This is a genomic window from Azonexus sp. (assembly GCF_047638095.1).
Taxonomy (GTDB): domain Bacteria; phylum Pseudomonadota; class Gammaproteobacteria; order Burkholderiales; family Rhodocyclaceae; genus Azonexus.
In genome coordinates, this window is sequence record NZ_JBLJBW010000058.1 from 1 (window position 1) to 13,596 (window position 13,596).

The window sequence follows — 13,596 nt, forward strand, 5'->3', positions numbered from 1 at the left end:
GAGCCGAGTTGGGTGCGTTGGTCGCGGGTGTCGGGGTTTTTTTTCAGTGCCTGTTTCACTGCCTCGCCATTTCCCAGGCGGGCCGCATCGTGAATCGGCAGGTCGTGCGAGATGTGCTGAGCGAGGGCGGGCGTGGCAAACAGGCCGACGGCAAAGCAAAGTGAAAGCAGGCGCATGATGATGGACGAAGGTTGCTGAGGCCTGGATTTTCGGAGGCAGGCGGGCGCTGGGCTTTAATCCGGCTCAAATCTGGGGGGTGGATAAGGTGGCTGAATCGGCGGATTAGATCAGGCTGCCTATACGCTGACCACTTGCCGCTCACCACTTGCCGGAAGCGCCGCCGCCGCCAAAACGGCCGCCCCCGCCAGAAAAGCCGCCACCGCCGCTGCCGCCTCCCCAGCCTCCACCGCCGCCCCCAGCGCCGGGACTGAAGCGGATGAAAGAAATGGCAAAGGTGAATAGGCCGATGCCGAGCGCCGCGGCAAGCGAGCCAAAGCTGAACCAGGTAAGGCCTGCCGCCAGCAGGGCCATGCCGATGCTGCCGGCCAGCCCGAAGAGGGCGCGCGCCATGCTGGCACCGAGGAGCACCAGAAAAACCAGGGGTGAATCGAAACGGTTGGCGGTGTTGTTGGCAGATTCGGCGGGGGCGGGCAGTTGCTCGCCGTCGATCAGTTTTTCCAGCGTATCGACCGCACCAGTGAGGCCGCCGGCGAAATCGCCGTCACGAAAACGCGGGGCCATTTGCTCTTCGATGATGCGTTTGGCAATGGCATCGGGAACTGCGCCCTCCAGGCCGTAGCCGACTTCGATGCGCATCGTGCGATCGTCTTTCGCGACGACGATGAGGACACCATCGTCGATTTTGCTGCGCCCGATTTTCCAGTGCTCGGCCAGGCGGATGCTGAATTGCTCGATGCTTTCCGGCTGTGTGCTGGGCAGGATGAGGATGGCGATCTGGCTGCCTTTGTCGGTCGATAGTTGCGTCAGGCGCTCGTTCAGGGCGGCGAGCGCCGCCGGGGAGAGGGTCTGGGTGTGGTCGACGACGGGCGCGGTGAGTGGCGGTAAGGCGAGCGGCTGCGCCGCCGTGGCGGTGCCGGCGGCGCAGAGCAGGAAAAACAGCGCGTAAAGGTGGCGCAGCACGGTCTTATTTACTGCCAAACTTGACCGCTGGGGCATCGCTGATGGCTTTTTCATTGTCCACGCTGAAATTGGCCTTGGCCTGCCAGCCCATGACCATCGCCGTCAGATTATTCGGGAAGGTGCGCACGGAAACGTTATAAGTGCGCACGGCGTCGATGTAACGGTTACGCGCCACCGTGACCCGGTTTTCGGTGCCTTCCAGTTGCGCTTGCAAATCGCGGAAATTGGCGTCGGCTTTCAGTTGCGGATAGTTTTCCGCCACCACCAGCAGGCGAGCCAGGGCGCTGCTCATTTGCGCCTGCGCCGCCTGAAATTTGGCAAAGGCGGCTTCGTCATTGATCAGTTCCGGTGTCGCCTGGATGCCGCCGACGCTGGCGCGGGCCTGCGTGACCTGGGTGAACACCTCTTTTTCATGGGCGGCATAGCCTTCAACCGTGGCGACCAGATTCGGCACCAGATCGGCGCGCCGTTTGTACTGGTTGAGCACCTCCGACCAGGCGGCATTGACGCCTTCGTCGTTGATCTGGATCTGGTTATAGCCGCAGCCGGAAAGCAGGGCGCTAAGAAACAGGATGAGGGCGAACAGGCGCTGGCTCATGAGAGCTTTCTCCGGTAAATGCTTGAAAGCCGCGAGCTTAACAGGACGGATAAATTTGCGCAGGGTTTGTGCTGGCAGAAGCTGCGTCAGAAAGCTCAGGGCAGATCCTGCCAGCGGCCATCGAGCAAGGCTTCGAGTGGTCGGAAGCGGGCTTTGTAGGCCATTTTTTGTGATTGCGCGATCCAGTAACCGAGATAGAGGTAGGGCAAACCCACGGTGCGGCATTGTTCGATCTGCCACAAGATGTTGTAGCTACCGTAACTGGCGCGGGGAATATCCGGGTCGTAAAAGGTGTAGACGGAAGATAGGCCGTCCGCCAGAACATCGATGATGCTGACCATACGCAGCACGCCATTTTCGAAAAATTCGATTAAGCGGGTATCGATGTGACTTTGCAAAAGAAAATGGCTGTATTGCTCGCGGCTGTCTTCATCCATGCCGCCGCCACTATGGCGGCGCTGCTGATAACGTTGGTAGAGGGCAAAGTGCGCGGGGTCGAAATTCAGGTCGCATTCCTGCGCCGTCAATCCTTGGTGCGCCGTGAGGGCGCGGCGCTGGCTGCGGTCAGGGCGAAAAAGCATAACCGGAAGGCGCACGGGGATGCAGGCTTGGCAGTCGTCGCAATAGGGGCGGTAGGTAAAGAGGCCGCTGCGGCGAAAGCCTTGCTGGATCAGGCGGCTGTAGCTGTCGGTATCGACCAGGTGCGGTGGTGTGGCGACTTGCGAACGGGCTTCCCGGTCGGCGAGATAGCTGCACGGGTAGGGGCCGGTGGCGTAGAACTGCAGCAGGGAAAAAGGCAGGTCGGCGTCGTCGGGATGGGCCATGGCGCTAGGCAATCAGGTGGCGTAAATGGTGCTGGAATTGCGTTCCGGAAATTTCTCGCGCCCCTAGGGAGGCCAGGTGCGCTGTGTGCATCTGGCAGTCGATCAGGGCGCAGTGCTGGTGGCGCAAATGAGCGACCCAGTGGGCGAAGGCAAATTTTGAGGCATTGCTTTGCCGGGTAAACATAGATTCGCCAAAGAATACCTTGCCGATCCAAAGACCGTAAAGCCCGCCGATCAATTCGCCGTCCAACCAGGTTTCTGCCGAATGCGCCCAGCCCTGGCGATGTAGTTCGCCATAGGCGGCGCGCAGTTCGGCACTGATCCAGGTGCCGTCCTGGTGCGGGCGTTTTTGTGTGGCGCAGGCGTCAATGACGGCGGAAAAATTGTGGTTATGACGAAATTCGAAAGGTGAATTGCGCAGATTTTTTTGTAATGAGCGGCTGATGCGCAGTTCGTCCGGAAAAAGCACCATGCGCGGTGTTGGGTAGTACCAGACGGGCAAGCCCTGCTGCGTGCCCCAGGGGAAGATGCCGCAGCGGTAAGCGGCGAGCAGGCGGGCAACCGAAAGGCCGCCGCCCAGAGCGAGCAACCCGCCTAAATCCTGGCGGGCGTGCGTCACCGGAGGGAGAGGATCTTCCGGGCCAAGCAAGGGAATGCGCTGCGCTGAAAACAAGGCGCGTACCGGTCTTTGACGGGATTCTTATTTGCGTTGCGGCGGCGGCGCAGGTTCGGACTGGGCACCGTTTAGGCGCTCGAGGTCCATATTGATGATGTTGGTATCCACACCGTAAACCCCTTTGAGATCGACTTCTTCGATTTCGTTGAGCGCCGGGAGTTTGGACGGGGGAGGGGCGGGTATGGCCGCGGTCGCCGCTGGTGGTGTGTCGGGTAGCGGGGCGAACTCAAAATCGATGATGTTGCTGCCAAGTTGGGTTTCCGTCATGCCGGGTGCGTCCGGCAGCGGCGTGGACGGAAGTGCCAAGGTGGTTTCTACGGCGGCGCTGCGCTCAAATTCCAGAGCGGGCATGTCGATGATCGGGCGGCTGCCGTCTGCCATGGCTTGTGCGCGTTCGATGAGGCCTGGGGGGATGGTGAGGTCGGCGGGAATTTCAGCGCCGCGGCTGAGCAGCAAGGCGCTGATGTCCTGGTGGCCGCGCCGCAGGGAGAGGCGCAGCGGGGCACCGCGTCCATCGGCGGTGGGGGCGTTGATGTCGGCCCCTGCTTCAAGAAGCGTTTGCACGATGAACAGGTTGCCGCCGAAACAGGCCGTGCGCAGGGGCAGACCTGGGTAACCGTGCATGTCGGTTTCTTCGATATTCTCCCCGGCATCGAGTGCGGTGCGTAGCGCGTGCAGATTGCCTGTGCGGATGGCGCTAATCAGGGTGGAGCTGGCGGCAGGGGCGAATTTGGAACTCATGAATCCATGACCAGAAACAGACGCGGAGGATTCTAGAAGAACTTGCCGGATTTGGCGAGTTTTGCAGCGTCTCAGCGTGCTTCGATGAGGCGACGCCCGCCGTTGAAGCGGCTCATCCAATAGCCGCTGCCCATGTTCTCGACGCGAATTTCGGCACCGGCGCGCGGCGCGTGCAGGAAATGGTTGTCGCCGAGGTAAATGCCGACATGCGAAAAGGCGCGGCGCATGGTATTGAAAAATACCAAATCGCCCGGTTTCAGCTGGCTAAGATCGACATGTTCGCCCAGCTGGCTTTGCTCGCGCGCGGTGCGTGGTAAATAGGTGCCGATGCTTTCCTTGAATACGGTTTGCACGAAGCTGCTGCAATCCAAGCCGGTTTCGCTGTTGTTGCCGCCCATTTTGTAGCGTACCCCAACCAGTTTCAGGCCTTCGAGGATGACGTCTTGGGTGGCATTGGTGTAGCGTTCGACCAGGGAAATCGGGGTGTCCAAGGAACGCAGACTATCTAGGCGCAGGGTCTCGCTGGCCTGTGCTGGGGCGAAGAAAAATCCGCTTAATACAGCGGTCAGCAAGGAGAGGGTGCGGGTGCGTCGTGACATGGGCGGCTAATTTATTGCAAATTTATTACGTTGTAAACCCTGCTTTGTCATTTTTACACTGTATTACGTAACGCAGAGCCAGGATTCAATGCTGTGCTGGCGTCTTGTCGTAGCATCTCAAAAGCCCATCTGAGGTGTGTATGCAAGGCGCTGTAAGGGTATGATGTGTGCCCAGAAGATAAAGGAGTGCAGACAAAATGACAAAAACCCAGGCTGATAATTTTCAGGCCTTGATGATCGAAAATCACGAGGGGGCGGTGGGGCATCGTTTTGTCCAGATGCAGCTGGATGATCTCGATGCCGGCGAAGTGGTGATCCGCGTCGCCTTCTCCAGCATCAATTACAAGGATGCCCTGGCGGCGACCGGGGCAGGCAAGATCATCCGGCGTTTTCCCTGTGTTGGTGGCATCGATTTGTGTGGCACGGTGGTCTCTAGCGCGGATGCGCGCTTCAAGGCAGGCGATGCGGTGATCGCCACGAGTTTCGATATCGGTGTCGCGCATCATGGCGGCTACGCCGAATTCGCCCGCGTGCCGGCCGATTGGGTGGTGCCGCTGCCCGCCGGACTCTCGCTGCATGACGCGATGGCCTTGGGTACGGCTGGATTCACCGCAGCGCTGGGCATCGTGCGCATGGAAGAAAACGGTCTGACGCCAGAGAAGGGGCCGGTGATCGTCACCGGCGCGACCGGCGGCGTCGGCAGTCTGGCGGTCGATATGCTGGCGCAGCGCGGCTATCACGTCGCGGCCTTGACCGGCAAGGCCAGCGAAGCGGACTATTTGCGCGAACTGGGCGCGGCTGAGGTGTTGCTGCGCCAGGATCTCGATCTGACGAAAATCCGACCGCTCGACAGCGGTCGCTGGGCCGGCGCGGTCGACAATCTGGGCGGCGATTATCTCGCCTGGATCGCCAGCACGATGCTGCAGGGCGGCACGATTGCAAGCATAGGCTTGGCCGCCAGCATGAAGCTGAATACCACGGTGGCGCCTTTTATTTTGCGCGGCGTGTCTTTGCTCGGCGTGGATTCCGGTTATATCCGCGAACCTTACCGCAGCGGCGTCTGGCAACGGCTGGCGAGCGATTTACGCCCGCCGCATCTGGCGGAAATGACGCGCCGGGTGGCTTTTGCCGATTTACCGGCGATGTTCGATGAATTCATCGGCGGGCGCATCAAGGGGCGGGTCGTGGTCGAGGTCGGTGGAGCCTGAGATGGCCAATCTGCCGCGCGTTCTGGTCGTGGACGATTCGCGTCTGGTGCGCGCCTCGCTGGTGCAGCACATCCGTGCGCATTACGAGGTGCGCGAAGAAGGCGACGGCGAAGCGGCTTGGCAGGCGCTAGTGCTCGACCAGTCGATCCGGGCGGTGGTGTCCGATCTGCAGATGCCGAAGATGAACGGCTATCAGTTGCTGGAGCGCCTGCGTACCTCGCGCCTGCGCCGCTTGCAGCAGATGCCCTTCATTTTGGTGTCTGGCGAGGAAACGGAAGAAGAGCGCGCCAAGGCGCGTGCCGCCGGGGCTTCGGATTTCATTACCAAAGGCAGCGGTACGGTTGAGATTCTGACGCGTCTGGGTAATTTGCTGGCCTTGCAAGAAGCGCATGAAAACATCGAGAGCGTGCAGGAAGAGCGGGTGCAGAATCCGCAAACCGGTCTGTACACGCGCAAATTTTTGGAGTTGCAGATCGCCCAGGCCTTGTCGCATTCGGCGCGTCACGGCATCGATGTCAGCCTGATGGTGCTGGGTTTTGACGGCTTTGAACAGTTGAGCGAAAAATTGGGGCTGGAGCAGGCGGAAAAAATCATCCACCGCTTTGCCCGCATGCTGGCTGCCAAAGTGCGTCAGGAAGACAGTCTGGGCCATGTTGCGCCGGGCTGTTTGGCGGTGGTGTCGCCAGGAACGGCACTCGTGCATTGCGCAAGTTTTGCTGAACGTGTGCGCCAGGCGGTCGAAGCTTCGCGTTTGGCGGCGCACGGAGAAACGATCGAATTGACCGTCAGCATCGGTTTGGCAGGGGTGCCGGCCGATACGGTGACTTCGGCCGGAGCTTTGCTCGATCTGGCCATGGAACGCATGGAAAAGGCGCTGCAGGCCGGCGGTAACCGGATCGAGAGTAATGCCGATACGCCGGCGCAGCGCCCGATTACCATTGCGCACGCTCTGGAGTTGCTGCGCGTGTCGCGCTCGGATGCTGTTTTGCCGCATCTTGAAACCCTCTTGGGCCAGTTGCTGCCGCTCTTGGGGTTGATGGATCAGACGCTCACCCTGGGTTTGCCGATGGACGTCATTCGGGCACGGGCGGCGGATAAGTCGGCGAAAAAATAGTCGCTAAAAATAAGCGTCGTGCCATAAATCCGAGGCGGACGCAGCGTTAAAATCGCACTCCTTTTGTGCCCCTTGCGTTCAAATCATGATTTACGAAACCGTTGCCGCCGTTGATTTGGGTTCGAACAGTTTTCGTTTGCAGGTCGGGCGGGTGCTCGGGCAGCAGATTTATCCCCTCGACTCATTGAAGGAGCCGGTGCGCCTGGCCTCGGGTTTGAACCCGCGCAAAATGCTCGAGACGGCAACCCAGGAACGTGCGCTCGAAGCCTTGCGCCGTTTGGGGGAACGCTTACGTGGGTTGGATCGCGGCGCGGTGCGTGCGGTGGCAACCAATACCTTGCGGGTGGCGAAAAATGCGGCGCAGTTTTTGCCGCAGGCAGAAGCCGCGCTGGGTTTTCCGATCGAGGTGATTGCCGGGCGCGAAGAAGCGCGTCTGGTGTATGTCGGTGCTTCGCATTCTTTGCCGACGGCGGCGCACAAGCGCCTGGTCATCGATATTGGCGGCGGTTCCACCGAGTGCATCATCGGCAAGCGCCATGTGCCGCAACTCACCGAATCCTTGTACATGGGTTGTGTGAGTTATACGCAGCAGTTTTTTCCTGAAGGCAAGATCGATAAGCGCCGCTGGCGCGATGCGCTGGTTGCGGCAACGCGCGAGATCGAGCCAATCGTGCAGGAATATCGGCAATGGGGTTGGAAAGAGGCGGTCGGGACTTCGGGAACCGCCAAGGCGATTGCCGATTTGCTGGAACAAAACGGCCTGAATCCGGCGGCAGAAGAAGGTATTACCTGCGAAGGACTGGAGCGTTTGGCCAATCTGTTCATCAAGGCGGGCAGTGTCGACAAGCTTGATTTGCGCGGCTTGAAGGCTGACCGCTTGCCCGTTTTGCCAGGCGGCCTCGTCATCATGCAGGCGGTTTTTCAGGCCTTGCAGCTGACCCATATGGTGTATGCCGACGGTGCCTTGCGGCTTGGGGTGTTATACGATTTGCTCGGGCGCTTTCATCAACATGACATGCGCGATGCGACGGTGGAGTTGTTCCGCAAGCGCTATCAGGTAGAACGCCAGCAGGTGGCGCGCGTTGAAGCAATGGCGCGGGCGCTTTTTGTCCAGTTACGCCCAGATAAAGCCGCCGATGAGGCGCATCAGTTGTTGTCCTGGGGCTGCCGTTTGCACGAAATCGGAATTTCCGTAGCGCATAATGCCTATCATCGGCACGGTGCCTATATTTTGACGCATGCCGATATGCCTGGGTTTTCGCGCAAAGATCAGGCGCAACTGGCCAATCTGGTACTCGGCCATCGCGGTAAATTGGACAAATTGCCGCCCTTGCCGGCGCATGATCCGCTCTGGCCCTTGATTCTTTGTTTGCGTCTGGCCGCTCTGTTTTGTCGGGCGCGCGAGGAACGCGTGCAGCCGTCGCTCAAACTGCTAGAAACGAGCGATGGGTTTGGCTTGCATGTGCCGGCTGCGTGGCTTTTGAAGAATCCTTGGACGGCTGCAGCGCTGGCCGATGAAGCAGCGCTTTGGCGGCAGATCGGGCGGTGTTTTGAGGTGATTGCAGAGGGTTGATTCAGCTGCAGACCAGATAGCGGCTGATTTTTTCTTTGAGCGCGGCCGGATCATCGTCAAAGGGCGCAAAGTGCATCAGGGAGAGGCCGAAGGTGCTGGCGTAGAGCAGTAGGCTGCGGCTTTTGGCGTCTGCTGCCGGGGTGCCGGCGGCGAGGAACAGGCGTTCGGTGCAGCGCAGGCGGTATAGGTCTACCGTTTCTACGCTGGCTGCTGCCTGCGGATCGTGGCGCGCCCAGTCGCGAATGGCAAGCTCGATGGCCATGCCTTTGCGGTTGCGGTTGGCACCGTACCAGTCGATGGCATGGCGCAGCTGGGCGGCCTCTTCGCCGGGGGCGACGAGGGTGTTTTTTTCGATGTCGCGGATGCGTCCGGCGCACCAAGTTTCGAGCGTTGCTGCGAGCAGGGCTTGACGATCCTTGAAGTGCCAGTAGAAACTTCCTTTGGTGACGCCACAGCGTTTGGCCAAAAGCTCGATGCGCACCCCGGCAATACCTTCTTCCGCCAGCAAATTGAGCGCCGCACGAACCCAGTCGTCGCGGTCCAAAGATTGGCGGGAAAAAGCAGTCTTTTTACGCGCGGACCTGTCCGCAGGGACAGTAGAATGGATGGGGAGTGGCTTGACAGCTTGTTTTTTCATACACTAATGTATGTTTTTCCATACGACACGGTATGGGGATTCTGCGGTTTGCCAAGCTGCCTGTCAAACCGTTAGGCAAGATTTAAAAGTCGGCAGTTTATTCAAAAAACCGGGCATTACAGCCAAAGGAGATGTCAGTGAAAATTCTCGTTCCCGTCAAGCGGGTCATCGATTACAACGTCAAGGTTCGCGTCAAGGCGGACGGCAGCGGCGTCGATCTGGCCAACGTCAAGATGAGCATGAACCCGTTTGATGAAATCGCCGTCGAAGAAGCCGTGCGCCTGAAAGAGGCCGGGGTGGCGACGGAGGTGGTCGTTGTGTCTTGTGGTCCGGCCGCTTGCCAGGAGACCCTGCGCACAGCCATGGCGATTGGCGCGGATCGCGGTATTCTCGTCGAGAGCGATGCCGAATTGCAGCCTCTGGCCGTGGCCAAGCTTTTGAAGGCCTTGTGTGACAAAGAAGCGCCGCAACTCGTGGTGTGTGGCAAGCAGGCCATTGATGATGATTCCAACCAGACGGGACAGATGCTCGCCGCGCTGGCTGGTTGGCCGCAGGCAACCTTTGCTTCCAAGGTCGTCCTGGGCGACGGCAAGGCGACGGTGACACGCGAAATCGACGGCGGTCTGGAAACCTTGTCGATGTCCTTGCCCGCCGTGGTGACCACCGATTTGCGCCTGAATGAACCGCGCTACGCCACCTTGCCCAACATCATGAAGGCGAAAAAGAAGCCGCTCGATACGGTGAAGCCAGATGCCCTGGGCGTCGATGTGGCCCCGCGTCTGACCACCCTGAAAGTCGTCGAGCCGCCCAAGCGCTCGGCGGGCGTACTGGTGGCCGACGTGGCCGAGCTGGTGAACAAATTGAAAAATGAAGCAAAGGTGATCTGACATGACGATTCTCGTAATTGCCGAACACGACCAACAAAGCATCAAAGCCGCCACCCTCAACACCTTGGCTGCGGCAGCAAAAATCGGTGGCGACATTCATCTGCTGGTTGCTGGTTCTGCCTGTGGAGCTGCTGCTGCGCAAGCGGCGAACCTGCAAGGCGTGAGCAAGGTTTTGCAGGCCGATGCCGCGCAGTACGCCGAGCAAACGGCCGAAAATCTCGCGGCCCTGATTCTTGCCCAGGCGGGTGCCTATTCCCATATTCTTGCCCCGGCCACCACGTTCGGTAAAAACGTCTTGCCGCGCGTGGCGGCCTTGCTCGATGTGGCGCAAATTTCTGAAATCACCGCAGTGGAAAGCGCCGATACCTTCGTGCGTCCGATTTATGCCGGCAACGCCATGGCGACCGTGCAAAGCGCCGACAAAATCAAGGTCATCACCGTGCGCACCACCGCCTTTGACCCGGTGGCGACAGGCAATAACGCGCCGGTCGAGGCACTGACCGCCGCCGCCGATCTGGGATGCACGCAGTTGCAAGGGCGCGAGTTGACCAAGTCCGAGCGCCCGGAACTGGGTGCGGCAAAAACCATCGTTTCCGGTGGCCGTGGTCTGGGCAGTGGTGACAACTACCACAAGCTGCTCGAGCCGCTCGCCGATAAACTCGGTGCCGCTCTGGGTGCCAGCCGCGCCGCCGTTGACGCCGGTTTCGTGCCGAACGACTACCAGGTCGGGCAAACCGGCAAGGTGGTCGCGCCGCAGCTCTATCTTGCGGTGGGTATTTCCGGTGCCATTCAGCATCTCGCGGGCATGAAAGACTCGAAGGTGATCGTGGCCATCAACAAGGATGCGGATGCGCCGATTTTCCAGGTGGCCGACTACGGTCTGGTTGCGGATCTGTTTGAAGCTGTGCCGCAGCTGGAGCGTGCTCTGGGCTAAAATGCCCGGGTGAATCTGACCGATAACCTGTTGGGCGAAACGTGGTACTGGATGGCATGGCTCATCTGGCTACCACTTTTCGCCCACAGTTTTTGGCGCGCACCGTGGAAGCGTCTGGCGGATTCGGAACAAATGAATCTATGGCTGGGCATGATCGTTGCCCTGGTGCTGCTCTGGAGCCTGAAAGCCAGCGCGCAACCCGGTTTGAGCCTGCACCTTTTGGGGGCCAACGTGTTCACCCTGGCATTCGGGCCGCAGCTTGCGCTGCTCGGGCTGTCCATCGTGCTGTTGTGCACCAGTTTCAACGATGGCGGGGCGTGGTTCGCCTACGCCGCGAATGCGCTCATTTTGATTGGTGCGAGCGTCGCTTTCAGCCATTGCCTGTTTCAGTTTCTGGTGTCGCGCCTGCCGCGGCAGTATTTCATCTATATTTTTGTTAACGCCTTTTTGTGCGGCGGTTTGGTCATTCTGGGGGTGGGGTGCGTATCGACCTTCCTTCTGGCGGCGGCTGGGGCATATCCCCTGTCTTATCTGCTGGACGTGTATCTGCCTTATTTTTTGCTTTTGGCCTTCTCTGAAGCCTGGTTATCTGGCGGGGTGCTGACACTTTTTGTGATTTATCGTCCACAATGGGTGGGATCATTTGATGACGCGCGCTATTTTTTTCATAAGTAGGCGTTATAATATTGGGATATATTTCACTGTCATTAGAGGTGCTTCATTGAAGCAGGGAATTGCCCGTTTTTTGTTGTTGGGGAATGTGTTTCTAGCTCCCGTGGTGCATGCGATCGGCCTTGGCGAGCCGGGTCAGGAGCCAGTGCTCGGGCAGGTTCTTGATCTGCGCATACCGCTCCTGGGGGGAGCGAAAGAATTGCCCGATGCGAGCTGCTTTCGGGTCGCCAAACCACGCACTGCCGGGGATTTTCCCTGGGTGAGAGAGGCAGAGTTACGCGTGGTTCCCGGGGCTGCACCATACCTTCGTGTGCGGGCGCAAGTGGTGCGCGATCCCTTGTTCCAGGTGGCGATCGATTTGGGTTGTGGGCATGACCTCTATCGTGAATACACCTTGTTTGCTAATCCAGCGGTGGTAGAAACGGCGGTGCCGGAGGCGGTTGCGCCGACGACCCCGGCACCGGCAATGAAAAAACGCGATCGCCGAGATGGTGCGCGTACCGCATCACGCGCTGGAGCGGCTTCTGTCCGAACGCGCAACCGCACGGAAAACGCCGAGCAGCAGCTCGCGCAGCGCCCTGTGCAACAGCCCGTGCGCCAGAACCCGCCGGGGAATGCGTTGTTTGCACAAGCACAGGCCGGCGACCGTTTGTTTTTGTCTTCCAGCGATGACGGGGGCGAAACATCATTGCGCTTGTCCATGGTTCTGGGCGAGCACATGTTGCGCGAGAGTGCTTTTACCCAAGAGCAGCGCGAAACCTTGCGCCTTGAATATCAAATGCTTGCGGCCTTGCACGAGCGGGCCACCGATCAGCTGGCGGTAGCCGAAAAATTGCGTAGCATGGAAGGCGCTTTGAACGATCTGCAAGGGCGCGCCGCGGGTTTGCAGGAACGCGCCGCAGCCGTCGATGCATCGCCCGCGACATCGACTGCGCCGCCGGCAACCCCGGCACCGCCCGTAAGGCTGCCGCCGGAAGAGGAATCCGGCGATTGGGCCTGGTACGGTTTGTTGCTGGCTTTGGTCTTGCTGCTGGCCGGAGGTTTGTATTGGCGTCAGCGGCGTGAACAGGATGTGCGTGAGCAGGAGCTTTTGCCGGGCGAAGCGGCAGTGGATGCGCCACGCCAAGCCGAGCTGAGCATTCCTGAGCGTAGTTTTGCCAAGCAAGTCGATGTGCATCTTGAGCCGACCGCAGGGGCGCAGGCGCTGGCGGTCGATTTCGAATTGGATGGTGGCGCGAGTGTGGTACCGCCTGTGGCGAGTACGCCACCCAAAGCGCCCCCGGGGCGGCCGGGCGACTCGATTTTTTCGATCAATGCCACTTCGGTCGATGAACATTTCGAAGCCAATCCGGTTATGGAGTTGGCCGACATCATGTTGTCCTTCGGGCGGGTCAAGGGCGCGGCCCAGGCTTTGCAGGAATACATCGACAATAACCCGCAGGAAGCCTTGCAGCCTTGGGTGCGCCTGCTCGAGGTGTATCGCATGGCCGACATGCGCGAAGAATTCAATGTGGTCGCCAGTAATTTGAATCGTAATTTCAACGTCGAAATTCAACCCTGGGAGGCCGCCTCTGCAGAGCATGGCGATTCCGTTGTGGAGCAGACGGCGCGGGCGGGTAGCATCGAAGATATGCCGCGTATCGTTGCGGGCTTGACGAAACACTGGTCCTCTCCGGAAGTGCTTGATTATATGCAGCAATTATTGCGCGACAACCGCGCTGGACAACGTCTTGGTTTCCCCTTGCCTGTGGTTGAGGAAATTTTATTTCTGATCGAACTGAAGGAAACCGCGCTCAATATGGAGCGCGAACTGGCCGAAGCTTGAGCCCGGTGCACGGTACTTGTGCCGTGATTTTGTCGAAAAAATGGCGTGTGGCGTTCCAGAAAATCGGGCATGGTGATATACTCCCGCGTTTTCCACCTTGCCCTACCGTTCGCATGACGGAGGGTTTATCCCAAAAGGAGTTTTCATGCGTCATTACGAAATCTGCTT

At 59.5% G+C, this 13,596-nt stretch carries 14 protein-coding genes; 7 read left to right on the forward strand and 7 right to left on the reverse strand.

From position 1 onward, the window contains the following. Positions 1-318: 318 nt before the first annotated feature. The 6 genes from ACM62Q_RS11885 to ACM62Q_RS11910 form a co-directional block, all read right to left on the reverse strand. A complete protein-coding gene (locus ACM62Q_RS11885) occupies positions 319-1,158 on the reverse strand; it encodes a TPM domain-containing protein (RefSeq protein WP_415036838.1) in 840 nt (279 codons plus the stop codon). Then, on the reverse strand, positions 1,145-1,738 hold the full coding sequence (locus ACM62Q_RS11890) for a LemA family protein (RefSeq protein WP_415036840.1): 594 nt from the start codon (positions 1,736-1,738) through the stop codon (positions 1,145-1,147). The genes ACM62Q_RS11885 and ACM62Q_RS11890 overlap by 14 nt, the downstream gene beginning before the upstream one ends. A 95-nt stretch (positions 1,739-1,833) precedes the next feature. Further along, positions 1,834-2,562: an arginyltransferase gene (locus ACM62Q_RS11895; protein WP_415036842.1), complete on the reverse strand. Its 729-nt coding sequence runs from the start codon at positions 2,560-2,562 to the stop codon at positions 1,834-1,836. 4 nt (positions 2,563-2,566) lie between these two features. Beyond that, positions 2,567-3,235 carry a leucyl/phenylalanyl-tRNA--protein transferase gene (aat, locus tag ACM62Q_RS11900; protein ID WP_415036844.1) on the reverse strand — a complete coding sequence of 223 codons (669 nt, stop codon included), beginning with the start codon at positions 3,233-3,235 and terminating at the stop codon, positions 2,567-2,569. 27 nt (positions 3,236-3,262) lie between these two features. Beyond that, positions 3,263-3,979 carry an ankyrin repeat domain-containing protein gene (locus ACM62Q_RS11905; protein ID WP_415036846.1) on the reverse strand — a complete coding sequence of 239 codons (717 nt, stop codon included), beginning with the start codon at positions 3,977-3,979 and terminating at the stop codon, positions 3,263-3,265. 71 nt (positions 3,980-4,050) lie between these two features. Then, the gene (locus ACM62Q_RS11910) at positions 4,051-4,578 is read right to left on the reverse strand and encodes a C40 family peptidase (RefSeq protein ID WP_415036848.1); all 528 of its coding nucleotides are present in this window, start codon (positions 4,576-4,578) and stop codon (positions 4,051-4,053) included. Positions 4,579-4,811: 233 nt separating this feature from the next. On the opposite strand from ACM62Q_RS11910, the gene ACM62Q_RS11915 reads away from it, so the two are divergent. The 3 genes from ACM62Q_RS11915 to ppx all read left to right on the forward strand — a co-directional run bounded on the left by ACM62Q_RS11915 (position 4,812) and on the right by ppx (position 8,473). Continuing rightward, the gene (locus ACM62Q_RS11915) at positions 4,812-5,786 is read left to right on the forward strand and encodes an oxidoreductase (protein ID WP_415036864.1); all 975 of its coding nucleotides are present in this window, start codon (positions 4,812-4,814) and stop codon (positions 5,784-5,786) included. A 1-nt stretch (position 5,787) separates the two neighbouring features. Further along, complete coding sequence (locus ACM62Q_RS11920) at positions 5,788-6,900, forward strand: diguanylate cyclase (protein WP_415036850.1); 1,113 nt, start codon at positions 5,788-5,790, stop codon at positions 6,898-6,900. A gap of 85 nt (positions 6,901-6,985) precedes the next feature. Next, positions 6,986-8,473, forward strand: a complete 1,488-nt coding sequence (ppx, locus tag ACM62Q_RS11925) for an exopolyphosphatase (protein ID WP_415036852.1) — start codon at positions 6,986-6,988, stop codon at positions 8,471-8,473. A 1-nt stretch (position 8,474) separates the two neighbouring features. On the opposite strand, the gene ACM62Q_RS11930 is transcribed toward ppx, so the two are convergent. Beyond that, entirely contained in the window at positions 8,475-9,017 is a 543-nt protein-coding gene (locus ACM62Q_RS11930; RefSeq protein WP_415036854.1) for a TetR/AcrR family transcriptional regulator, read from the reverse strand. A gap of 230 nt (positions 9,018-9,247) precedes the next feature. On the opposite strand from ACM62Q_RS11930, the gene ACM62Q_RS11935 reads away from it, so the two are divergent. The 4 genes from ACM62Q_RS11935 (at position 9,248) to ACM62Q_RS11950 (ending at position 13,428) form a co-directional block, all read left to right on the forward strand. Beyond that, on the forward strand, positions 9,248-9,997 hold the full coding sequence (locus ACM62Q_RS11935; RefSeq protein ID WP_415036856.1) for an electron transfer flavoprotein subunit beta/FixA family protein: 750 nt from the start codon (positions 9,248-9,250) through the stop codon (positions 9,995-9,997). Position 9,998: 1 nt separating this feature from the next. Further along, positions 9,999-10,931, forward strand: coding sequence for an electron transfer flavoprotein subunit alpha/FixB family protein (locus ACM62Q_RS11940; protein ID WP_415036858.1), 933 nt, complete (start codon positions 9,999-10,001; stop codon positions 10,929-10,931). Positions 10,932-10,940: 9 nt separating this feature from the next. Further along, entirely contained in the window at positions 10,941-11,606 is a 666-nt protein-coding gene (locus ACM62Q_RS11945) for an energy-coupling factor ABC transporter permease (RefSeq protein WP_415036860.1), read from the forward strand. A gap of 85 nt (positions 11,607-11,691) precedes the next feature. After that, positions 11,692-13,428 carry a FimV family protein gene (locus ACM62Q_RS11950; protein ID WP_415036862.1) on the forward strand — a complete coding sequence of 579 codons (1,737 nt, stop codon included), beginning with the start codon at positions 11,692-11,694 and terminating at the stop codon, positions 13,426-13,428. Positions 13,429-13,596: the final 168 nt, after the last annotated feature.

Bases quoted from the DNA above. Each gene is read 5' to 3' on its own strand.
- ACM62Q_RS11890 (WP_415036840.1), bottom strand. From the start codon at position 1,738: ATGAGCCAGCGCCTGTTCGCCCTCATCCTGTTTCTTAGCGCCCTGCTT.
- ACM62Q_RS11895 (WP_415036842.1), bottom strand. From the start codon at position 2,562: ATGGCCCATCCCGACGACGCCGACCTGCCTTTTTCCCTGCTGCAGTTC.
- ACM62Q_RS11905 (WP_415036846.1), bottom strand. From the start codon at position 3,979: ATGAGTTCCAAATTCGCCCCTGCCGCCAGCTCCACCCTGATTAGCGCC.
- ACM62Q_RS11910 (WP_415036848.1), bottom strand. From the start codon at position 4,578: ATGTCACGACGCACCCGCACCCTCTCCTTGCTGACCGCTGTATTAAGC.
- ACM62Q_RS11915 (WP_415036864.1), top strand. From the start codon at position 4,812: ATGATCGAAAATCACGAGGGGGCGGTGGGGCATCGTTTTGTCCAGATG.
- ACM62Q_RS11920 (WP_415036850.1), top strand. From the start codon at position 5,788: ATGGCCAATCTGCCGCGCGTTCTGGTCGTGGACGATTCGCGTCTGGTG.
- ppx (WP_415036852.1), top strand. From the start codon at position 6,986: ATGATTTACGAAACCGTTGCCGCCGTTGATTTGGGTTCGAACAGTTTT.
- ACM62Q_RS11940 (WP_415036858.1), top strand. From the start codon at position 9,999: ATGACGATTCTCGTAATTGCCGAACACGACCAACAAAGCATCAAAGCC.